Below are 20,748 nucleotides of genomic sequence, written 5' to 3'. Positions count from 1 at the left end.
GACGCTAGAGACGGCCGCTTCTCCCCCGCTCCCCTTTCACTTCCCGTACGTTTTGTGGTGGTCCTGTCGTCGGGTGGAAGGGGTTCACGTGCCGGGAGTTCGGCGGTCCGCGCTGGTCGGTGTCCTGCTGGTGGCCCTCGGGGCGTGCACGTCGTCCCCCTCCGCACCCCCGGCGTCGTCGGCGTCGTCGACCTCGTCCGCGTCACCCGAACGCGTGTACGTGTCGCTGGGCGACTCCTACGCGACCGGTTACCAGCCCTCCGCGGGGTCGTCCCGGGACGGTTTCCCCCACCTGGTCGCCGAGCGGTCCGGCCTGCGGCTGGTCAACCTCGCGTGCAGCGGCGCCACGTCCGCACAGCTGCGCGCCCAGCCCGGCTGCGCACCCGCCAACCGCGCCGTCGACGCGCCCGACCCGGCGGACCGCACCCAGCTCGACGCGGCCGTGGCGGCGCTGCGCGAGCACCGGGGCCGGGTGGGGTTGGTGACGGTGGTGATCGGCGGCAACGACCTGGCGCCGTGCGCGCGGGCGGCCGACGCGCTGGGCTGCGCCTCCCGGGCGGTGGCCGACGTGCGGGCCAACCTGGCCGCCGTGCTGCCCGCCCTGCGCGAGGCCGCCGGCGACGCCCCGATCGTGGGCCTGACCTACCCGGACGTGTTCCTCGGGGCGTGGGTCTCCCCCGAGTTCCCCGACGGCCAGGACCTCGCGCGGCTGTCGGTCACGCTGTTCCGCGACTTCTTCAACACCGCCCTCAAGGCCGAGTACGACGAGGTGGGGGCGACGTTCGTCGACGTCACCGCCGCGACCGGCGGGTACGGCCCGCTGACGGAGACGACCGAGGACCCGACCTACGGCCGGGTGCCGACGCCGGTGGCACGGGTGTGCGCCCTGACCCACTTCTGCGCGCTGACCGACGTCCACCCCACGCCCGCCGGCCACGAGGCCATCGCCGCCGCGGTGCTGGAGGCGACCCGCTGAGCCGGGGCGCCTTCAGCCCTCCGCCAGCGCCGCCGCGATCGCGTTGATCACGCCCTGCCAGTGCCGGCGCTGCTGCTCGCGCTCCCCGGCGTCGGCCAGCCGCTCCTGGTGGATCACCAGCCGCGACCTCCCCTCGCCCGAGGCCGACACGGTCAGCTGCAGCGTCGTGTCGTGCGCCCAGCCCGGCGGCTGCCAGGTGAGCCGGACGCGGTCGAGGTGGCGGAAGCCCCGGGTCTCGCCCCGCACGCCCGCCGCGGTCTCGTAGGGCGCGCCCCGCTCCGGCGACACGGTGACGCCCTCGCCGAGCCAGATCGCCGTCCCCTCGGGCGAGGTGATGAAGTCCCACACGGCACCGGCGGGGTGGTCCACCGTCTTGGACACCCCGATCTGCCAGCCGGCGTCCCGGGTGCGGCCGACGGCCGGCCGCGTCACGCCGCCACCGCCGCGACCGCGCTGACCTCGATCAGCGCGCCGGGCACGGCCAGACCGGCCACCCGCGCCGCCACCACCGGGGGTGCGGCGCCCTCCAGGCCGGCGGCGGCGACGCCGTAAGCCTCGCGCAGGTCGACGCCGTCGGCGAACAGGACCGACACCAGCACCAGGTCGTGCACGGTCGCGCCCGCCGCGGCCAGGGCGACGCGCAGGTTGGCCATCACCTGCCGGGTCTGGGCGACCACGTCGCCCTCGCCGACGAGCGCGCCGTCGGCGGTGACCGCGTTCTGACCGCCGACGTAGACGGTGGTGGCGCCGGGCGGCACCACGGCGACGTGGCTGAAGGCGGGCGAGTTGACCAGACCGGCGGGGCGGAGCAGCGACTTCGTGTTCACGCGGACCAGTATGGCGACCAACCCGGACAGGTACTGTCAGGGTTTCTGCGGGATGATCGCCCGGTGAGCACGACCAACCGGCGCCTCGAAACGCTCGCGCTGCTCCAGGCGCACCCCGGCATCTCCGCCGCGCGGCTCGCGGCCCGGCTCGGCGTCACCGAGCGCACCGCCCGCCGCGACGTGGCCCAGCTGCGCGAGCTGGGCTACCGCATCGAGGGCGAGGCCGGCCGGGCGGGCGGCTACCGGCTCGCGGCGGGCCACGCGATGCCCCCGCTGCTGCTCGACGCCGACGAGGTGGCCGCGGTCGCCCTCGGGCTGCGCACCGCGGTCGCCGTCGACGGCCTGGACACCGCCGCGACCACCGCCCTGGCCAAGCTGACCCAGGTCGTGCCCGCCCGGTGGCGCGCCCGGCTGGCCGCGCTCGCCGACGTCCGGGCACCGGCGCGCGCGCACCGCCGCCCGGACCGCGACGTGCTCATCCCGGTCGCGCTCGCCTGCCGCGCGGGCGAGGCCGTCCGCATCCGGCACCGGCGCCCGCACGCGGCGCTGGCCGAACCGGTCGACGTGCAGCCGCACCGGCTGGTCACCCTGCGCCGCCGCTGGTACCTGGTCGCGTGCCCGCGCGGGGCCGACCGGTGGGCGGTCTACGCGCTCGACCGCGTCGAGGGCGTCCAACCGCTCGGCACGCGCCTCCCGGCGCCCGAACCGCCGGCCGACGCCGCCGCGTTCGCCACCGAGCGGCTCGCGCACGGGCCGCGCCGGCACCGGGTGCGCGTGCGGGTGCACACCTCGGGCGACCTGGTCCGCGAGATGGTCGACCCGGCCGTCGCCACCGTGGTCGACGACGGCGACGGGTGCGAGCTGCACCTGGGCACCGACGACCTGGACTGGGCGGCCCGCTGGCTCGTCCACCTCGACCTGGACGTCGACGTGCTCGAACCGGACGCGCTCAACGACCGGCTGCGCGCGCTGGGCCGGTGGCTGCTCGACCGGTACTGACCCGCGCACCGGTACGGTCGTGATCATGCCCGAGCTGGTCGCACCCACCACCGAGCTGCGCACCGCGTGGCTCGACGCGCACGACGAGTGGGGCCCCGGCGCCCACGAGGACGGTTTCGGCCTGCGCCCCACCGACCGGGTCGACACGCCCGCCGGGTTCGCGGCCTGGGTGGCGCGCCTGACCGCCGAGGCGGGGTGCGCCCACTGGTGGATCGTCGAGGACGGCCGGGTGCTCGGCGGCATCGCGCTGCGGCACGGTGACGACGACCTCGTGCACCGGCTCGGCCACGTCGGCTACGGCATCCGGCCCTCCGCGCGCCGGCGCGGCCTGGCCGGCTGGGCGCTGGGCCGCGTGCTCGACGAGGCGCGGGCGCTCGGCCTGGACCGGGTGCTGGTCGTCTGCGAGGCCGACAACACCGCGTCGGCCAGGACGGTCGAGCGCCACGGCGGCGTCCCCGAGGACAGCGGGTCCGCCGCCGTGCTGCGCTACCGGATTCCCCTCTGAGACCTCAGGAGCAGCGGTACCGCGCCGGCAGGGGGCGTGCCGCCCCCTCTTGCCGGAGTGCCGCCGCGCCCTACCAACGGGGGTGTCCGCCACCGCCGCCGCCCGGAAGGCTCGGGACGGTCCCGTCCGGCTCGCAGAGAGGCTTTCCCATGGGGAGACGGGTATTACGGCAGGCCGCGGTGCTCGCCGCGACAGGTGCGCTGGCGATCGGCCCCCTCGTGGCCACGGGTACGGCGTCCGCCGCGCCGACCGGTGGCGCAACGGTCGAGGCGCCCGGCGACGGCCACGACCCCGACGACGTCGACAACCGGCCGCCGGCGGCGCGGCCGTCGGACCGGCGGCTGGCGCTCGCGGGCGAACGCGCCGCCACCGTGCGGTGGAACAGGTACGGCACGCCCGCGACCCTGGTGCCGCGCCCCGGCCTCCAGGCCCGCTCGGCCGGGGACCCGGTGGCGGTGGCGCGCGGCTACCTGGCGGCCAACCCGGACGTGTTCGGCCTGGCGCAGCGGGACGTCGACTCGATGGACGTCCTGGTCAGCCGGCCCATGGGGCAGGGCTCCTACGTGATGCTGCGCCAGCGGTTCGGGTCGACGCCGTCGATCCTGGACGGGCTGGCCGCGTTCGGCATCCGCGACGGCGCGGTGGTCTACCTCAGCTCGACGCTCAGCCCCACCACGACCGCGCCCGAGCCCGCGACCCTCTCGCCCGAGCAGGCCCTCGCCGCGGCCGGGCTCGGCGCGGCCACCCGGGTCACCGCGGGCGCGGTGCCCGTGCCCGACGGGCCCGCGCGGGCCGCGTACCAGGTCGTGCTGGTCGGCCAGGAGACCGGGACCACCAGCTACGTCGACGCCCGGACCGGTGCGCTGCTGGTCCGGGAGGACCTGGTGGACCACCAGTCCGACGACGCCGGGTGGGACGTGTTCCCGGCCAACCCGCCCGCCGACTACTCCTCGCGCGACACGCGCGTGCGGTGGTGCGCGGAGCGGGTGGCCGGCTGCGAGCGGACCGTGCGCACGGCCGACCGGGGGCTGGCCTGGGACCTCGACCCGACGACCGGGACGCCCAGCCTGACCTCGGCCGGGAACTCCGCCCGGGCCACCGAGAAGTGGGACGACCTGGGCAGCGGCACGGTCGGCACCCGGACCTCGGCGACCAGCCCGGAGCGCCGCTACACCTACCCGTGGACCAACCAGTGGCACGAGCAGCGCTGCAACCCCGCGGTGTTCTCGTCGCCGCGGCAGAACGACGTCGACGCGGCCATGGCCAACCTGTTCGCCATGCACAACCGCATGCACGACTGGTCCTACCACCTCGGGTTCACCGAGGAGACCTGGAACATGCAGGCCGACAACGGCGACCGCGGCGGCCTCGGCGGTGACGCCGAGCGGGGCAACGCCCAGGCCGGCGGCCGGGTGGGTGGTGCGCCGCCGGGTTTCCCGTCCCGCAACAACGCCAACCAGATCACGCCGCCCGACGGCGTGCCGCCGACCACGAACATGTACCTGTGGCAACCGACGCCCGGCGGGTTCTACGGGCCGTGCGTGGACGGCGACTACGACATGTCCGTGATCGGGCACGAGTACGGCCACGCCATCAGCGGCCGGCTGATCGCCGGTCCGGACAGCGGGTGGTCGGGCGCGCAGGCGGGCGCGATGAACGAGTCGCACTCCGACCTGTTCGCCATGGAGTACCTGTTCGAGCACGGCTTCCGGCCGCGCGGCGAGACGCCGCACGTCATCGGCGGGTACGTCACCGGCGACGCCAAGTCCGGCATCCGCAACTACGACATGAGCCGCAGCCCGCTCAACTACAGCAACGTCGCCTACGACCTGGTCGGCGCCCAGGTGCACGCCGACGGGGAGATCTGGAGCGCGACGAGCTTCGACCTGCGGCAGGCCATGATCGACAAGTACGGCCTGGGCACCCGGGAAGCGCAGCGGGCGTGCGCGGAGGGGCGGCGGCCGGTCGAGCGGTGCCCGGGCAACCGGCGGTGGGTGCAGCAGGCGTTCGACGCGCTGCTGCTCAACGCCTCCGGCGCGGTCAGCTACGTGGACATGCGCGACGCCACCCTGGCCGCGAACGAGATCCGCTTCGGCGGCGCGGACGTGGCCGAGCTGTGGGAGGCGTTCGCCCGGCGCGGCCTCGGGCGCGACGCGGCGAGCAACGGGCCCAACGACGCGGACCCGACGCCGAGCTTCGCCTCGCCGCACGGGCGCAACGCCACCGTGCGGCTGACCGGCGCCGAGGGCGCGCGGCTGTACGTCGGCGTGCACGAGGCGCGCAGCAGCGCGGTCGCGGACACCGACCCGGCGACCCCGCTGCCCGACACCGCGGAGCTGGTCCCCGGGACCTACGACCTCGTGGTGGTCGCGGACGGCCGCGGCACCACGCGGCTGCGGCGCGCGGTGCACGGGCACGAGGTGGTCCGGGTCCCGGAGGTCCACAACCTCGCCTCCCGGGCCCTGGGCGCGACCGCGACCGGCGACGGGGTGAACCCGGACCGGCTCATCGACGACACCGAGGCCACCAACTGGGCGTCGGTGGGCGCGCCGGTGGCGGGCCGGGGCGTCACGGTGGACCTCGCCGGCGACCGCCCGCGGCTCGTCGGGCGGGTGCAGGTGAGCGCCCAGCTGCGGCCCGCGGTCGAGGGGGACGCCGACCCGGGCACCCAGAACCGGTTCACCGCGCTGCGGCGGTTCGAGGTGCTGACCTGCAACACCGCCACCGGTTCCGCGTGCACCGACCCGGCCGACTTCCGGGTCCGGTACACCAGCCCGGCGGACGCCTTCCCCGCCGACGCGCCCCGGCCGACGGTGGCGGACCTGGCGACCCGCTCGTTCCGGGTGCCGCCGACCCTGGCCACGCACCTGCGCATCCGGGTGCTGGCCAACCAGTGCACCGGCGCGCCGGCGTACGCGGGCTCGCAGCACGACGACCCGCGCTCGACCAGCGACTGCGCCACCGGCAACCCGGCGGCGGCGCAGGCCGTGCGGATCGCCGAGTTCCAGGCGTTCTCGCGCTGAGGTCGACCGGTGCCCGTCCCGCGCCGGGGCGGGCACCCCGTCGAGCGACATTGTTCAAGCCGCGACTTCCACACCATTGAAGCAATGTCGGCCCACCAGACCGCGGATCACGTGGAATTCAACCGGTCTGCGGACAAGTGGACACCACATCACCGGGCGGGGGTTGCCAGAGCGCCGGCCAAGCGCCACACTGGCGTTGCGGACTTCGACCGGTCGGATTCAGGAGTTGAACGCCGACCAGCTCCCCCCTCGACGGGAAGCAGTGCGCGCGAGCAGCTCCAACGCTACCGTGCGCGCTGGTCAGCGCATTGCAGTCGGTGACATCGCTTTCCGCCGAGCGGCCCCGGGAATCGCACCCCCCAGCGATTTCCCGGGGCCGTGACTCTTTATCCGAGACCGCCGATACAGGGGTCCCCGGCGACGAAGAAGCGCAAATCTGCCGGCGTTCACATTTTCACCCTGGTGAACACGTCCCGGCTTCGGCGGACGCGGCGGCGAACCGGGGAACACGGCCCCCGAGCGCATCGTGGGCGCGCCTTCGCGGCCCGCCCGACCCCTCGCGGTCGGACCCGGCCCCTCGCGCGGCCGGGGTCCGACCGGGCCGACCCGCGCGGCGCGCCGGCGCCCCGTCTCAACAGCACCCGCTCCCGAGTGGACCGCGATCCGCCCCCGGAGCGGCGCTTGATGATCACACCTTCCCGCTTTTTGCCAGGTAGCGCCGAAACTTTCGGTCAGAAGTGGTGATCGGCACCCCGTCGGGGCACCCTCGGGCCACCGCACGCGCCCTGGTCCATTCGGGCGTGTGATCACCTCCGACCTGGGGCAGAACGCCTTGTCGGCACGCAGCGTAACTGTGGACGTTCATTGACGTGACACCTGCCATGCACCTATCGTTTCGCACTAGTTCCCGAAAGTTTACCCAACAGCTCGAAAAGTTTCGGCGACCGTCCTGCAGACCTCCGCCAAGAAGCAGCGGTGCCCGGCCGACCCGGCAGTGGCTCAGGAGGCACGTACGAGATGTCACAACTCGTCTTGTTCGCGATCGACATCTGCGCGGTGGTGCTGCTCGTCTTCGGGCTCTACTTCCCGCGACACCGCCGCCGCGACCTGGTCGTCGCCTACCTCGGGGTCAACATCGGCGTCCTCGCCGTGGCCAGCGCGCTGAGCTCCAGCAACGTCGGCGCCGGGCTCGGGCTGGGCATGGCCCTGTTCGGCGTGCTGTCGATCATCCGCCTGCGGTCGACCGAGCTGGACCAGCACGAGGTGGCGTACTACTTCTCCGCCCTCGCCCTGGGCATCCTCGGCGCGCTGGGCACCACCTCGGTGTGGCTCAACGGCGGTCTCATGGGGCTGATCGTCCTGGTGATGTTCCTCGGCGACCACCGGCGGCTCTTCCGGCGCTACCGGCACCAGGTCCTGGTGCTCGACTCCGCCATCACCGACCACGTCAGGCTCGTCGCGCACCTGGAGCAGTTGCTGCACGCCAGGGTGCACGCCGTCACCGTCCAGCGGCTCGACATGGTCAACGAGACCACCGTGGTCGACGTCCGGTACGCGGTGGTCGAGCGCGGCCTGACCGCCGAGTCCGTCCCGTCCGCGCGAACGGGGGTGCACCGATGACCACACCGATGACCGCGATGCCCCTCACCCGGGCCCTGGCGCGGCTCTCGCCCGTCGGCCTGGCCGAGCTGGTCGACCGCGCCGCGCTCCAGACCAGGGTGGACCGCAAGTACCTCGTCCCGACCGAGGCGCTGCCCGGCCTGCTGGAGCGGGTAGCGCCGCACGCGCGGGCGCTGGACGTCGACGGCAGGCGCACCTTCCGGTACGAGTCGGTGTACTTCGACACGCCCCGGCTGGCCAGCTACCACTGCGCGGCCTACCGCAGGCGCCGCCGGTTCAAGGTGCGCACCCGCACCTACGTCGACTCGGCCGAGTGCTGGCTGGAGGTCAAGATCAGCGGCGCCCGGGGCAGCATCACCAAGCACCGGCTGCCCTACGCCGCCCGGGACAGCGGCACCGTGCACCCCGGCCGCGACTTCGTCGACGAGGCGCTGGCCCGCGAGTCGTTCGCCCCCGCCGGCGGCGCGCTCGACCCGGTCCTGGTCACCGACTACCACCGGGCCACCCTCCTGCTGCCCGCCACGGCCAGCCGGGTCACCATCGACACGGGGCTGACCTGGCGGGACGTCGACTCGACGCTGCGGCTGCCCGGCGTGGCCGTGGTGGAGACCAAGTCCGCCTCGGCGGCCACCCCGGTCGACCGGATGCTGTGGCAGGCGGGGCTGAGGCCCGTCCGCATCTCCAAGTACGCCACCGGGCTGGCCGCGCTGCGCCTGGACCTGCCCGACGTGCCGTGGCGGCGGACGCTGCGCCGCCACTTCCGCGGCACGACGCCGTCGGTGGGCACCGCACCGACCCTCACCCACCGACCCGAGAAGGAGGCATCGTGCGCCTGAACCACCGCGGCACGGGCGCCCCCGCGACCCGCCGCACCGCGGCGGCCGCCGCGATCGCCGCCGTGCTCCTCACCGGACTCCTGGTACCCCTGTCGACCGGCGCCGCGGCGGACCCGGCACCCGCCGCGGCCACCGACACGTCGGCCGCCGACGCCGCCACCGCGGCGGCCTCGGCGGCCGACCTGGTCGGCGACATCACCTTCTCCGTGCCGAGCGGCACCTTCCAGGGCCAGGTCGCGGTGTCGCTGGGCACCGCGATCAGCGGGGCCCAGGTCCGCTACACCACCAACGGCCAACTGCCCACCGCCCAGTCGACGCTCTACCAGGGCACGCCGCTGCAGTTCACCCGCAGCACCCAGCTGCGGGCGCAGGCGTTCGTCAACGGCACCGCGACCGGTGCGCCCGGCACGGCCATGTACGTCGCCCAGAACACCACCACGGCGCACGACCTGCCGGTGGTGGTGCTCGACTCCTACGGCGCGGGCAAGCCCGCCCGGGAGTACTTCGACGCGGCCGCCATGATCTTCCAGCCGGCCGCGGGCGGCACCACCACGCTGGCCGCGACGCCGGCGGTGGCCACCCGCGCCGGGTTCCGGCTGCGCGGCCAGTCGTCGGCCTCGTACGAGAAGACGCCTTACCGCGTCGAGTTCCGGGACAACGCCGACGACGACGCCGACTTCCCGGTGCTCGGCATGCCCGCCGACTCCGACTGGGTGCTGCGCGGGCCGTTCCCGGACAAGGCGCTGGCCCGCGAGGCCCTCGTCTACGAGCTGGGCCGGGAGATGGGGCTGAAGACGCCGCGGTACGCCTTCGCGGAGTTCTACCTCAACACCGACGCCACCCCGGTGGGCACCAACGACTACATGGGCGTCTACATGGTCGTCGAGACCATCAAGAACTCCAAGAACCGGCTCGACCTGAAGAAGCTGAAGGAGACCGACACCACCCTGCCCGCCATCCAGGGCGGGTACATCTTCAAGTTCGAGTGGATGGCCGCCGAGGAACCGACGCTGCCGTGCACGGGGGCCGCCGCCACCTGCTGGAACTACCTGGAGGTCGCCGACCCCGACCCGCTGCAGCCCGCGCAGCGCGACTGGTTGCGCGGGTACGTCCAGGAGTTCCACGACGTGCTGCGGGCGCCGAACTTCGCCGACCCGAACACCGGCTACCGCAAGTACATCGACGTCGACTCCTTCATCAACAACCTGATCATCAACGAGCTGAGCCGCAACATGGACGCCTACGTCCGCAGCTCCTACTTCCACAAGGACCGCGACGGCAGGATCACCGCCGGTCCGCTGTGGGACTTCGACCTCACCTTCGGCGTCGGCGGCTTCTTCCAGAACGACCAGGTCGCCGGCTGGCAGTACCAGCAGACGCGGCAGCCGATCGCCTTCGACTGGTACACCCAGCTCCTGCGGGACCCGGCGTTCGTCAACCAGGTCAAGGCGCGCTGGCAGGAACTGCGCCGCGGCGTGCTCTCCGACGCCTCCGTGCAGAGCCGGGTCGCGGCCCTGACCCGGCCGCTGACCAACGCGGCGCAGCGCAACTTCCAGCGCTGGCCGAACCTGACCACCAGGACGATCGGCTTCTTCATCACGCCGACCGACCCCACGTGGCAGGGCCAGGTGCAGACCATGCAGAGCTGGATCCAGCGCCGCTCGGCCTGGCTCGACTCGACGACGGCCTGGGGCGGCGGCACGACCCCGACCAGCACCACCACCACCAGCACTACCACCAGCACGACGACCACCACGACCACCACGACGACCGGCACGCAGCCGGGCGGGCCCAGGTGCACCGCGGCGTACGCGCTGACCAACCAGTGGCCCGGCGGGTTCCAGGGCGAGGTGCGGGTCACCGCGGGCACCGCGGCGATCAGCGGCTGGACCGTGACGTGGAACTTCACCGGCGGTGAGAAGATCAGCCAGTCCTGGAACGCGACGGTCACCAGCCAGGGCACGGCGTTCACCGCCCGCAACGCCGCGCACAACGGCGCGCTCGCGCCCGGCGCCAGCACCTCGTTCGGGTTCGTCGGCACGTCCACCGGCACCCCCGGCGCACCGGTGCTCACCTGCACGGCGAGCTGACCGGCGGCACGCGTGCCCGGCACCCGCGCGGTGCCGGGCACGCGCGTCAGGTGCCGCAGAACGTCCGGTAGGTCGCGCCGAAGTCCTCCGGCCCCGGAGCCGCGTAGCGCTCCAGGCCGGGGCGCTCGTCGTAGGGGGCCGTCACGGCGTCCAGGAGCCGTTCGAACGGACCCGTCTCCCCCTCGGTCGCGGCGGCCAGGGCCTCCTCGACCAGGTGGTTGCGGGGGACGTAGACGGGGTTGACCCGCGCCATCGCGCCGGCGTCCGGCCCCAGGGCCCGCCAGCGATCCAGCCAGGCGTCGATCCCGGCGAGGTCGAGGAACAGCCCGCGCGCGGGTTCGGCGTCGCCGCGGGCGGCCGCGCCGAGGCCCCGGTAGAACGACGTGTGGTCGACGTGGTTGTCGCGGAGCAGCACCAGCAGGTCGTCGACCAGCGGGCCGGTCACCGCGTCGCCGAGGTCGGCGCCCAGGCCGAGCTTGGCCCGCATCCCGGCCGACCAGGCGGTCTCGTACCGCTCCCGGAACGCGCCCAGCGCCTCGACCGCCAGGGCGATCGCCCGGTCCTGGTCGTCGGCGATCAGGGGCAGCAGGGACTCGGCGAACCGGGCGAGGTTCCACTGCGCCACGTGCGGCTGGTTGCCGTAGGCGTAGCGGCCGCCCTCGTCGATGGAGCTGTAGACGGTGGCCGGGTCGAACGCCTCCATGAACGCGCACGGGCCGTAGTCGATGGTCTCGCCCGAGATCGTCATGTTGTCGGTGTTCATCACGCCGTGGACGAAGCCCACGAGCATCCACCGCGCCACCAGCTCCGCCTGGGCGGCCACCACCGCCTCGAACAGCGCGAGGTACCGGTTCCCCGCCGCCGCGGCCGCGGGGTGGTGCCGGGCGATCGCGTGGTCGGCGAGCCGGCGCAGCAGGTCGACGTCGTCGGTGGCCCGGGCGTACTGGAAGCTGCCAACCCGCAGGTGGCTGCTCGCGACCCGCGCCAGCACGGCGCCCGGCAGCGCGGTCTCGCGGTACACCCGGCGGCCGGTCGCCACCACGGCCAGCGAGCGGGTCGTGGGGATGCCCAGGGCGTGCATCGCCTCGCTGACCAGGTACTCGCGCAGCATCGGGCCGACCACCGCCAGCCCGTCGCCGCCGCGGGAGAACGGCGTGCGGCCGGAGCCCTTCAGGTGCAGGTCGCGCAGGCCGCCGTCGGCGTGGGTCAGCTCACCGAGCAGCAGCGCGCGGCCGTCGCCCAGGCGCGGGGAGTAGTGCCCGAACTGGTGCCCGGCGTAGACCTGCGCCACCGGGGTGGTGCCCTCGGGGAGGCCGGTGCCCAGCAGCAGGCCCAGCCCGTCCGGGCCGCGCAGCCACGCGGCGTCCAGGCCGAGGTCGGCGGCCAGCCGGTCGTTGAGCACCAGCAGGCGCGGTTCGGGGGCCGGGTCGGCCTGCCACGGCAGGGCCAGTTCCGGGAGTTCCCGGGCGAACCGGGCGTCCAGGGGGGTGGTCGCGGTGCTCACGCCGTCAAAGGTACGTGGTGGGTGGGAGGAGGGGGGTGACGCGCGGTCGGGGGCACGTGGTGCGTGGTCAGGGGCGCGTGGCGCGCGGTCAGAGGTGCGCGGTGCGCGCCGCCTCCCGGCGGTCGCGCGCGTCGGGGGCGCGGGTCACGTGGCCGGTCCGGTCCAGGCCCGCGTGGGTGAGCCCCAGCTCCGCCAGGACCTCGTCGAACCGGCCCTGCACCACGCGCGCGGCCACCGACAGCAGGCGGCCGGTCGGCCAGGAGTCGACATCGGCGCGCACCCGGTCCGGCCGGTCCGCCACCTCCCGCTCGTCTCCCCTGACCTCGGCAGGCGCGCCGATCCCGGCGGACGTTTGATGCGTTCGTGCGCCGCTACCACGGCTACCTGTTCAGCTGGGCGGCGGTCTACACGTTCTGGTACCACCCGGTGGCGGACCGGTGGCGCGATCGCGTTGTTGGAGCGCGGATGACCGCCGCCAGCGCCCCCGTGGACGGCCGGCTGTGGTGCCCTGCGCGCACTGCGGGGTCACGGTGAACACGAACTCGCGCACGCGGCGGGTTCGGCCAGGTAGGTGGTGGCGAGCGGCTTCGGGTGCTTCGGTGAGGGCTCGGCCTCGAACCGCTCCTCGTGGACGCCGGCCCGGTTGGTGCCCAGCGGTTCCAGTGAGACCAGGATGCCGCCCTCCTCGGTGAAACCCGGTGGCGGCGGTCTTGGCCGGGGTCACCTCGTTGAACGCGCGCACTGGTCGTCGGGCCCGTACCGGCTGGGCGCCCAGCCGGCTGGGTTCGCGGGGTCCGCGCAGTCGAACGGCGTGTCGTCCAGCCGGTCCGCGCCGGGCGTGGTGCCGGCGAGCCCGGGTGCGGCACCCACGAGGCCGGCGGCGCCCGCCAGAGCCCTCGACCGCCGCCGGACCGGGGTCGGGTGCGCCGCGCGGGGCGCACCCGACCCGCGGGCTACCCGCTGACCGAGGCCGAGAAGCTGTTGACCCCCAGGCCCGTGCCGCCGTTCCACGGCTCGAACCCGGCCTGGATGCTGGTCAGGTACCAGGACGTGGTGATCGCGCCGCGGTTGCGCACGTCGTTGATGAAGTCCAGCACGCTGAACGACCACGACGTGATCGGCGACGGGGCGACGTAGGAAATCACGTTGTTGCCGCCGTTGTTGCCGCGCCAGACCTCCCAGCTGCGGCCGCCGACCGTGCCGGTGCCCACGCGGCTGCCGATGGGCTGGATCGAGCCCTGGCGGTTGAACCAGATCATGATCTCCATCTGGTTGACCCCGGTGGTCTTGGCCGTGGGGTCGAGCCAGATGTCGTAGGAGGCGTTGTAGGTGCCGCCGACGTAGCGGTAGTTGATCGACGAGGTCGCGCTGCGGATGCGGCTGACCTGCATCGGCAGGTTCGACCCCGGCGAGCAGTTGCCGTAGTGGCAGCCCAGGTACACGGACGGGTACGACAGGGGCGCGCCGTTGGTCGGCGCCGACCCCTGCTGCTGGGTGATCTGGAAGCCGGACGAGGTGACGTTGAGGCACTGGGTCGCGGACGACCCCCACCGGTTGTTCTGGACCACGTAGCGGCCCTGGATGGTGGTCGAGCCGTACTGGTCGCAGATCGTCACGTCGGCCTGGGCCGGTCCGGCGGTGGCCACCACCGCGCTACCGGTCAGCAGGGCGGCCAGCGCGAGGGCGCGGGCGATGCGTCGCATGGAACTCCTCTCAAACAGCCACGGCGGCGTTGCAGGGCCTTGGGAGCGCTCCCAGAGTAGGGAGTACCCGGTGAGGTCCGCGTCACACAAGTCCTCGGCCGAAACCCGTACCGGCGGTCGGCGACCCGGCGCGGCGGCAGACGCCGGACCGCGCCGGGGGCCGGGAGGGCGAGGGCACCGTCCGCCGATCCGCCGCAAAAGCGCCGTCACAATGCCCCGCGCGCCTTTGCACACCACACCTGGAATAAGGCACTCGACCAGCCTTCCGGGCTTAATTCCAGATGACCCGGAAATAGCTTCGACGATAATCGGGCAACTGCTCTTTTCGGGTGCGCAGCAAAAAATTCGGATCTGTTGCCCGCCGCGTTCACGTGGCTACAGTGGCGCGATGGACGCTGCTGGGGCGCAGGGGAAGACCAGTACCGCGGAGGGTCCGTTACCGCAGTTGGGCGAGGTCCTGGCCCGCACGGACCGGTTCGACCCGCCACCGGGCCTGATGGCCTTGAGCGAGCGCGGCCCGGTGCACCGGGTGCTCAACCAGGACGGCGAGTCGATATGGCTCGTGTGCCGTTATGCCGAGGCGCGCGCCGTGCTGGAGGACCTGCGGTTCAGCTCCGATCGCTTCCGCGCCGTCGACCTTGATCGCCTGACCGAGGAGCAGCGCCGGATCGTGAGCGATCAACGTTTGCGCGCGGGTGCGTTCATCAACCTGGACCCGCCGCTGCACACCCGGTACCGGCGGCTGCTCGCCGGGCAGTTCACGATGCGGCGGATGCGGCGGCTGAGCGGGCTCGTCGAGGACATCGTGGCCGAGCGGCTGGACGCGATGGTGGCCGCCGGCAGCCCCGGCGACCTGGTCGAGGGGTTCGCCCTGCCGGTGCCATCGCTGGTCACCTGCGAACTGCTCGGGGTCCCCCGCGACGACCGCGCGGTGTTCCTGGAGTGGACCCAGACGGCGCTGCGGCTGGACAAGACGATCGACGAGATGCACGACTCGCGCGAGCGGCTGCGCGAGTACATGGGCGACCTGGTGCGGCGCAAGCGGGCCGAGCCGACCGACGACCTGCTCTCCGGCCTGGTCCACAACCGGGTGGCCGACCCGCCGCTCACCGACGACGAGCTGGTCAACATGGCCAACCAGCTCCTCATCGGCGGCCACGCCACGACCGCGAACATGCTGGGCCTGGGCGTGTTCGCCCTGCTGGAGCACCCCGACCAGCTCGCCGCGCTGCGCGCGGACCCGGGCCGGATCCCCGACGCCGTCGAGGAGCTGCTGCGCTACCTCACGGTCATCCAGCTGGGCATGTTCCGGGTGACCACCGAGGAGGTCGAGCTGGCCGGCACCACCATCCCCGCGCGCGGCCTGGTGATCATCTCGCCGCTGGCGGCCAACCGCGACGCCGGCCACTGGCCGGACCCGGCCACCCTGGACCTGGACCGGAGGGACGGGCCGCACCTGGCGTTCGGGCACGGCGTGCACCAGTGCATCGGCCAGCAGCTCGCCCGGACCGAGCTGACCATCGCGTTCACCCGGCTGCTGGGCCGCCTGCCCAACCTGCGCCTGGCCGTGCCCGCCGCCGAGGTCCCGCTGCGCGAGCGGGTGGCCATCCACGGCGTCCGGTCGCTCCCGGTGGCCTGGGACGAACCGCCGGCTTGACCCTGACGCAACGTGAGGCCCGAAGGTGGGGCCCATGAGCGACTACTACGACGCGTTCGAGATCAGCCCCGTCCCCGCACCCGGCCCGGACGCGGTCCCGCCGGAGCCGTTCCGCGGCATCTACGGGATGCCCGCGTTCGCGACGATCCCCACCACCGACCTGGCGGCGTCGGTGGACTTCTGGACCCGCGGGCTCGGGTTCTTCGAGCTGTTCCGCATCCCCGACGGGGTCGTGCACCTGCGCCGGTGGGCGTTCCAGGACGTGCTCCTCGTGCCGGCCGCGGAGGTGCCGGACCGGGCACCGGCGATCAGCCTCAGCTTCGCGTGCGTCCTCAGCGAGGTCGACGGCCTCGTCGCGGCCTGCCGCGCGTTGCGCCCGGACTCGGTCGACGGTCCGCGGGACACGCCGTGGAACACCCGCGACATCACCGTGATCACGCCGGAGAACGCGCGGATCGTCTTCACCGCGGCGAAGCCCTTCGACCCGGACAGCCAGGAGGCGCGCGACCTCGCGGTCGTCGGGATCACCCCGCCGGGCGATGATGGGGCACGTGCTTGATGCTGCTGACGCCGAGGGCCTGACCGTCGGCCAGGTCTCGGCGCGCCTGGGCGTGACGGTCCGCGCGCTGCACCACTGGGACGAGATCGGCCTGGCGCGGCCGTCGCTGCGCACGGCCGCCGGGTACCGGCTCTACACCGCCGGTGACCTGGAACGCCTGCACCGCGTCGTCGTCTACCGGGAACTGGGCCTGGGCCTGGACCGGATCAGGGCCGTCCTGGACGACTCGGCCGCGGACGTGCCCGGCGCGCTGCGCGCGCAGCGCGCCCTGGTCACCGAGCGGATCGACCGGCTCCGGCGGCTCGGCGCCGGGCTGGACCGGATGATCGAGGCCCAGGAACGCGGCCTGCTGCTCACCGCCGAGCAGCAGGCCGCGATCTTCGGCCCCGGGTGGGACCCGGACTGGCCCGCCCGGGCCGGGGAGCGCTACGGGGGCACGGCGCAGTGGTCGCAGTACGCCGAGCGCTCGGCCTCGCGCGGCCCGGAGGAGTGGCGGGCCGTCACCGCCGCCGTCGCCGGGTTCGAGCGCGCCCTCGGGGAGGCGGTGGACGCCGGTGTCGCGCCCGGCAGCCCGGAGGCGGACCTGCTCATCGAGCGGCACCGGAAGGTCTTCGCCTCGTACTTCCCCCTCACCAGGCGGATGCAGGTCTGCCTGGCCCGCACGTTCGAGGCCGACCCGGGGTTCGCCGCCCACTACGACGGCATCCGCGCCGGCCTCGCCTCGTGGTTCCGCCGGGCCGTCGACGCCAGTGCGCGCGCCCACGGCATCGACCCCGACACCGCGACCTGGCAGTAGTGCTTGGATGTCCGCGTGACCGCGTACGACGTCGCCCGCCGCCTGCCCGCCATCCCGGAACTGCGCGACCTGTGCCGCGCCATGGCCGTGCTGGACGTGGTGCTGGACCCCGGCAGCGAGGACCGCCACCACCTCCACGGCCCCGGCGGGGTGCCCGGTGCCGTGGAGGTGGCGTCCAAGCGGGACGGTGCGGGCAACGAGTACTCCATCGTGTTCACGGACGCGGGGGCGTACGTGCACGGGTTCGACCACGAGTCGCCGATGAGCCCTTACGCCACCGACGACGGCGAGCCGTGGCCCGGCGTGGTGGACTCCGTGCCCGAGGTGTTCCGGGCGTACCTGGCGGAACCGGTGTTCACCGACGAGTTCGGCACGCCGTGCCTCACCGTCTGCCTGTGGCGCGAGCACACCGACGACGCCTGGCGGCACGGGGAGATCGACTTCCCCGGCGGTGACCAGGACGGCGCGGACTGGTTGTTCTCCCTGCTCACCGACGGCACGCCCGAGGCGTTCCAGGACTGGGCGCGGGACTACTACGAGAGGCCGGTCGACCTGGCCGCCGTGCGCCACGTCTACGCCGGCAGGCCGCTGACCGCCGACGTGGTGGCCGCGCTCAACCCCGCCACCACGCCGGCCGCCGTCGCCGACGAGGTCAGCCGGACCGGGTACCCGATCGCGCCGGTCCGGTGAGGTCGCGCCCGGCGTGGAGCCGGTGCTCCCGCTCCTCGTCGAGGAGGGTGCGCGGGCACGTCCGTGCCGGACCGCGCGAGTCGAGGTGCCGACCGGGTGGACGACCACTCGTTCTCCGGCCTCGCCGTCAGACGCGGGACAACACGAACAGGCGAAACTCCCGACCACCCGACCGGGTCACGTAGGTGTCGAAGGCAGGCCACACGGGCGTGATCCGCCGCCACAGCCGCGCCCGCTCGTCGCCGGTGACCAGGCGGGCCCGCACCCGGACGTGCCGCCCCCGCACCAGCACGTCGGCCAGCGGCTCGGCGAGCAGGTTGGCCGACCAGGCGGGGTGGTGCGCGCGACCCCAGTTCGACGCGGTGACGATGAACCCGTCCTCGTGCGGCACGTAGAGCAGGGGCACGGAGCGCGGCACCCCGCTGCGGCGGCCGGTGGTGGTGAGCAGCAGCGCGGGCACGCCCAGCAGCTCACCGAGGTTGACCCGGCCGCGGGTGAGGTCCTGCAGCCTCAGGTCCCAGGGGGCGACCTTCGGGCCGAGCCGGGCGAACCACTCCTGCCGCCCCGCGACCCGCACGAGTTTGTGAAACAAGTTCATGTCAGGACGTTACCGCGCCCGGCCGGGAGCAGCCGACCACGACCGCCCCACCCGGTTCGCGGGGCACCCCGTCCCGGGGCACCCCGCGAACGGAGGGGTCAGGCACCCAGCAGGCGGGCGCCCTTCACCGTCCCCTCGGTCGCGGTGAACAGGCCCCGCACGCTGGCGATCCACTCGTCCTTGTCGACCCACCCGTCGCCGTCGGTGTCCATCGCGGCGAAGGCCGTCCCGGCGACCGCCTGCGCGTCGGCCACGCCGGCACCCCGGTACATCCTGGTCAGCTCGTCCAGGTCGATGCGCCCGTCCCGGTCGGCGTCGACCAGCTCGAAACCCCGGGCGGCCGCGGCCACCCACCGGGACACCAGCTCCTCGGTCGACAGCTCCCCGTCCAGGTGGGCCTGCTCGAACTCGTCCTTGCTCACCGCGTCGTCGAGGTCGGTGTCGGCCGCACCGCAGACGTACTCCCACACCCGCCGGTAGGCCGCCGTCAGCTCGCGCACCCCGGGCGCGTCCTCGCCGAGGTCGACCTCCCGGCCGATGTCGCGCGCGGTCACCTCGAAGTCGGCCCAGGTGAGCCTGCCGTCGCCGTCGAGGTCCAGGGCCGCGAAAACGCGGTCGACATTGCCCTTCTGCAGTTGGTTCGCCATGTGGCACCCGCTTCATCGGAAGTGGTCCTGATCGGGCTTCACCGCGGATCGTAGCGACGCCGCGGGCCGGCCGAAGAGGGCGGAACGGGGCCAATCCCCTTACCCGACAAGGTGACGGTCGAAGCCCGACAGCCACTGTCGGTGTCGTCGGAACCGCCCGAGTGCGGCCCCGCTCACAGCAGTCCCCTCCGGTACGCGGCGACCAGCCGCCGGGGCACGGCCAACTCGCGGCCGTCGGGGGTGGTGACCGGCACCAGGTCGGGCACCTCGGCCTTCCACCGCGCCCGGCGGTGCCGGGTGTTGGCGCGCGAGGTCTTCCGCTTGGGCACGGCCACGTCAGCGACCCCTCCTGCCGTAGCGGCGGTTGAACTTCTCCACGCGGCCGGCGGTGTCGACCACGCGCTGGTCGCCGGTCCAGAACGGGTGCGAGTCCGCGGTGACGTCCACGGTGATCAGCGGGTAGGTGTTGCCGTCCGCCCACTCGACGGTGCGGGTGGACGTGGCGGTGGACCGGGTCAGGAACGCCTTGCCGGTCGCCTGGTCCTGGAAGACCACCGGGTGGTAGTCGGGGTGGATGCCCTGCTTCACAACTCCTCCATCTCGTCGTGCCACTCGGCGAACGGGTCGACGAACTCCAGCTCGTCGACCAGCGCCAACTCCTCGTCGGTCACCAGGGCCCCGCGCAGCGCGGCGGTGATCCGCCCCGGCGCGGCGGTCGCGGTGACGACCACCAGCTCCTGCGACCGGTCGCCGTAGCGCGGGTCCCAGGTCGCCGACGCCGCCGCCCGGCGTCCGGGGTCCACACCGGACCAGTCGTCGACGGCGGCCAGCCACGGCCCCAGGTTGCCCACGTTCAGCCCGCCGCCTGCCGATTCCAGCCACAGCGCCACGTCCGGCTGACTGGCCACCCACACCCGGCCGCGGGTGCGCACCACGCCGTCCAGCAGCACGTCCAGCGCGCGGTGCAGCCGCATCGGGTGGAACGGGCGGCGGGCCACGAAGTGGACGACTTCCACGCCGTGCGCCGGTTCCAGGGGCGGCTGCCCGCGCAGGAGGGTGCCGAAGCCGTCGTCGAACCGGCCGCGGCGGGCGCCCGCCGGGATGGCGGCGAGCAGTTCCGGCACGTCGAGCGCACGCCGGTCGCGGCGCGGTGCGAGCGGGTTCAGCCGGTCCAGCACCGCGTCCAGGGCGGGGTCGGCGCCGACCCCGGTCAGCACGATCGCGTCGGCGAACTCCGCCTGCCCCACGACCACCTGCGCCACGGTGCGCTCGTCGCCCTCGGCCGCGCCCAGGCCGCGCTCGGCCATGGCGTCCTCGCCGGTCGCGTCGGCCAACCAGGTGAGGCGGTCCACGACGGTGACCACGGCCCGGACCTCCACGTCGACCCCGCGCAGGGCGAGGCAGACCGGCTCCGGCTCCAGCGCGGGGTCCAGGTGCACGACCACCCGGCCGCCCAGCCGCTCCAGCAGCGGCAGCAGGTCCAGGCGCAGGGTGCACGAGACGCAGCCGTGGGCGAGTTCCAGCACGGTCAGCTCGCCGTCGACCCAGCGGCGCACCACGCCCCGCGCCAGGTCGCGCAGGTCGTGGCGGACCAGCACCGATCCCGGCGAGGCGCGCCAGACCTCCTCCGCCACGTCGTGGTCGGCGAGCCCGGCCACCAGTACGACCTCGGTTCCCATGTGCGCTACTGTAATGGAAACGATTGTCGTTTTACAAAG

The 20,748-nt window shown here is 73.9% G+C and carries 21 protein-coding genes; 11 read left to right on the top strand and 10 right to left on the bottom strand.

The window, feature by feature from the left end; all coding sequences use genetic code 11:
- Window positions 1-88: 88 nt before the first annotated feature.
- Window positions 89-976: a GDSL-type esterase/lipase family protein gene (locus tag EKG83_RS17595; protein WP_033433731.1), complete on the top strand. Its 888-nt coding sequence runs from the start codon at window positions 89-91 to the stop codon at window positions 974-976.
- 12 nt (window positions 977-988) lie between these two features.
- Here the strand turns inward: EKG83_RS17595 and EKG83_RS17590 are convergent, their stop codons facing one another.
- Window positions 989-1,408, bottom strand: a complete 420-nt coding sequence (locus tag EKG83_RS17590; RefSeq protein WP_033433730.1) for an SRPBCC domain-containing protein — start codon at window positions 1,406-1,408, stop codon at window positions 989-991.
- Window positions 1,405-1,803 carry a RidA family protein gene (locus EKG83_RS17585; protein ID WP_033433759.1) on the bottom strand — a complete coding sequence of 133 codons (399 nt, stop codon included), beginning with the start codon at window positions 1,801-1,803 and terminating at the stop codon, window positions 1,405-1,407. Before EKG83_RS17585 ends, EKG83_RS17590 begins: the two co-directional genes overlap by 4 nt.
- Before the next feature lie 63 nt (window positions 1,804-1,866).
- Here EKG83_RS17585 and EKG83_RS17580 point away from each other — a divergent pair, with 63 nt between their 5' ends.
- The 6 genes from EKG83_RS17580 to EKG83_RS17555 all read left to right on the top strand — a co-directional run bounded on the left by EKG83_RS17580 (window position 1,867) and on the right by EKG83_RS17555 (window position 10,876).
- Entirely contained in the window at window positions 1,867-2,802 is a 936-nt protein-coding gene (locus EKG83_RS17580; protein ID WP_033433729.1) for a helix-turn-helix transcriptional regulator, read from the top strand.
- Window positions 2,803-2,827: 25 nt separating this feature from the next.
- Entirely contained in the window at window positions 2,828-3,307 is a 480-nt protein-coding gene (locus EKG83_RS17575; protein ID WP_033433758.1) for a GNAT family N-acetyltransferase, read from the top strand.
- Between the two features lie 149 nt (window positions 3,308-3,456).
- The gene (locus tag EKG83_RS17570) at window positions 3,457-6,330 is read left to right on the top strand and encodes a M36 family metallopeptidase (protein ID WP_033433728.1); all 2,874 of its coding nucleotides are present in this window, start codon (window positions 3,457-3,459) and stop codon (window positions 6,328-6,330) included.
- A gap of 1,017 nt (window positions 6,331-7,347) precedes the next feature.
- Window positions 7,348-7,950 (top strand): DUF4956 domain-containing protein, encoded by a 603-nt coding sequence (locus tag EKG83_RS17565; protein ID WP_033433727.1) that lies wholly within the window; start codon window positions 7,348-7,350, stop codon window positions 7,948-7,950.
- Window positions 7,947-8,786: a polyphosphate polymerase domain-containing protein gene (locus tag EKG83_RS17560; protein ID WP_228122653.1), complete on the top strand. Its 840-nt coding sequence runs from the start codon at window positions 7,947-7,949 to the stop codon at window positions 8,784-8,786. Before EKG83_RS17565 ends, EKG83_RS17560 begins: the two co-directional genes overlap by 4 nt.
- Window positions 8,777-10,876 carry a CotH kinase family protein gene (locus EKG83_RS17555; RefSeq protein ID WP_033433726.1) on the top strand — a complete coding sequence of 700 codons (2,100 nt, stop codon included), beginning with the start codon at window positions 8,777-8,779 and terminating at the stop codon, window positions 10,874-10,876. Before EKG83_RS17560 ends, EKG83_RS17555 begins: the two co-directional genes overlap by 10 nt.
- A gap of 46 nt (window positions 10,877-10,922) precedes the next feature.
- On the opposite strand, the gene EKG83_RS17550 is transcribed toward EKG83_RS17555, so the two are convergent.
- The 3 genes from EKG83_RS17550 to EKG83_RS17540 form a co-directional block, all read right to left on the bottom strand.
- Entirely contained in the window at window positions 10,923-12,380 is a 1,458-nt protein-coding gene (locus EKG83_RS17550; RefSeq protein WP_033433725.1) for a protein adenylyltransferase SelO, read from the bottom strand.
- A gap of 88 nt (window positions 12,381-12,468) precedes the next feature.
- The gene (locus tag EKG83_RS17545; RefSeq protein WP_033433724.1) at window positions 12,469-12,681 is read right to left on the bottom strand and encodes a hypothetical protein; all 213 of its coding nucleotides are present in this window, start codon (window positions 12,679-12,681) and stop codon (window positions 12,469-12,471) included.
- A gap of 652 nt (window positions 12,682-13,333) precedes the next feature.
- Complete coding sequence (locus EKG83_RS17540; protein WP_084716876.1) at window positions 13,334-14,083, bottom strand: GH12 family glycosyl hydrolase domain-containing protein; 750 nt, start codon at window positions 14,081-14,083, stop codon at window positions 13,334-13,336.
- A 388-nt stretch (window positions 14,084-14,471) separates the two neighbouring features.
- Here EKG83_RS17540 and EKG83_RS17535 point away from each other — a divergent pair, with 388 nt between their 5' ends.
- The 4 genes from EKG83_RS17535 to EKG83_RS17520 are packed head-to-tail and all read left to right on the top strand — an operon-like array spanning window position 14,472 to window position 17,785.
- Window positions 14,472-15,740, top strand: a complete 1,269-nt coding sequence (locus EKG83_RS17535) for a cytochrome P450 (protein ID WP_051766541.1) — start codon at window positions 14,472-14,474, stop codon at window positions 15,738-15,740.
- 34 nt (window positions 15,741-15,774) lie between these two features.
- The gene (locus EKG83_RS17530) at window positions 15,775-16,299 is read left to right on the top strand and encodes a VOC family protein (protein ID WP_033433723.1); all 525 of its coding nucleotides are present in this window, start codon (window positions 15,775-15,777) and stop codon (window positions 16,297-16,299) included.
- On the top strand, window positions 16,283-17,095 hold the full coding sequence (locus EKG83_RS17525) for a MerR family transcriptional regulator (protein WP_033433722.1): 813 nt from the start codon (window positions 16,283-16,285) through the stop codon (window positions 17,093-17,095). The genes EKG83_RS17530 and EKG83_RS17525 overlap by 17 nt, the downstream gene beginning before the upstream one ends.
- Window positions 17,096-17,110: 15 nt before the next feature.
- Window positions 17,111-17,785 (top strand): hypothetical protein, encoded by a 675-nt coding sequence (locus tag EKG83_RS17520; protein WP_033433721.1) that lies wholly within the window; start codon window positions 17,111-17,113, stop codon window positions 17,783-17,785.
- Window positions 17,786-17,912: 127 nt separating this feature from the next.
- On the opposite strand, the gene EKG83_RS17515 is transcribed toward EKG83_RS17520, so the two are convergent.
- From EKG83_RS17515 to mrf, 5 genes are all read right to left on the bottom strand, one after another.
- A complete protein-coding gene (locus tag EKG83_RS17515; RefSeq protein ID WP_033433720.1) occupies window positions 17,913-18,383 on the bottom strand; it encodes a nitroreductase family deazaflavin-dependent oxidoreductase in 471 nt (156 codons plus the stop codon).
- Window positions 18,384-18,481: 98 nt separating this feature from the next.
- Window positions 18,482-19,030 (bottom strand): EF-hand domain-containing protein, encoded by a 549-nt coding sequence (locus EKG83_RS17510; protein ID WP_051766540.1) that lies wholly within the window; start codon window positions 19,028-19,030, stop codon window positions 18,482-18,484.
- Between the two features lie 173 nt (window positions 19,031-19,203).
- Window positions 19,204-19,365 (bottom strand): 50S ribosomal protein L32, encoded by a 162-nt coding sequence (gene rpmF, locus EKG83_RS17505; protein ID WP_033433719.1) that lies wholly within the window; start codon window positions 19,363-19,365, stop codon window positions 19,204-19,206.
- A gap of 1 nt (window position 19,366) precedes the next feature.
- Window positions 19,367-19,618, bottom strand: a complete 252-nt coding sequence (locus EKG83_RS17500) for a type B 50S ribosomal protein L31 (protein WP_033433718.1) — start codon at window positions 19,616-19,618, stop codon at window positions 19,367-19,369.
- Window positions 19,615-20,709, bottom strand: coding sequence for a ribosome hibernation factor-recruiting GTPase MRF (gene mrf, locus EKG83_RS17495; RefSeq protein ID WP_033433717.1), 1,095 nt, complete (start codon window positions 20,707-20,709; stop codon window positions 19,615-19,617). Before mrf ends, EKG83_RS17500 begins: the two co-directional genes overlap by 4 nt.
- Window positions 20,710-20,748: the final 39 nt, after the last annotated feature.

This window comes from Saccharothrix syringae (genome assembly GCF_009498035.1).
In the GTDB taxonomy this organism is placed as follows: Bacteria; Actinomycetota; Actinomycetes; order Mycobacteriales; family Pseudonocardiaceae; genus Actinosynnema; species Actinosynnema syringae.
The sequence above is the reverse complement of the archived record's forward strand: the minus strand, read 5'-3'. Positions and strand labels throughout refer to the sequence as shown.

What these genes read in the sequence shown, in the direction of transcription:
- EKG83_RS17515 (WP_033433720.1), bottom strand. Translation starts at nt 18,383, where the DNA reads ATGAACTTGTTTCACAAACTCGTGCGGGTCGCGGGGCGGCAGGAGTGG.
- EKG83_RS17525 (WP_033433722.1), top strand. Translation starts at nt 16,283, where the DNA reads ATGGGGCACGTGCTTGATGCTGCTGACGCCGAGGGCCTGACCGTCGGC.
- EKG83_RS17530 (WP_033433723.1), top strand. Translation starts at nt 15,775, where the DNA reads ATGAGCGACTACTACGACGCGTTCGAGATCAGCCCCGTCCCCGCACCC.
- EKG83_RS17540 (WP_084716876.1), bottom strand. Translation starts at nt 14,083, where the DNA reads ATGCGACGCATCGCCCGCGCCCTCGCGCTGGCCGCCCTGCTGACCGGT.
- EKG83_RS17575 (WP_033433758.1), top strand. Translation starts at nt 2,828, where the DNA reads ATGCCCGAGCTGGTCGCACCCACCACCGAGCTGCGCACCGCGTGGCTC.
- EKG83_RS17565 (WP_033433727.1), top strand. Translation starts at nt 7,348, where the DNA reads ATGTCACAACTCGTCTTGTTCGCGATCGACATCTGCGCGGTGGTGCTG.
- EKG83_RS17560 (WP_228122653.1), top strand. Translation starts at nt 7,947, where the DNA reads ATGACCACACCGATGACCGCGATGCCCCTCACCCGGGCCCTGGCGCGG.
- EKG83_RS17570 (WP_033433728.1), top strand. Translation starts at nt 3,457, where the DNA reads ATGGGGAGACGGGTATTACGGCAGGCCGCGGTGCTCGCCGCGACAGGT.
- EKG83_RS17535 (WP_051766541.1), top strand. Translation starts at nt 14,472, where the DNA reads ATGGACGCTGCTGGGGCGCAGGGGAAGACCAGTACCGCGGAGGGTCCG.
- EKG83_RS17510 (WP_051766540.1), bottom strand. Translation starts at nt 19,030, where the DNA reads ATGGCGAACCAACTGCAGAAGGGCAATGTCGACCGCGTTTTCGCGGCC.
- mrf (WP_033433717.1), bottom strand. Translation starts at nt 20,709, where the DNA reads ATGGGAACCGAGGTCGTACTGGTGGCCGGGCTCGCCGACCACGACGTG.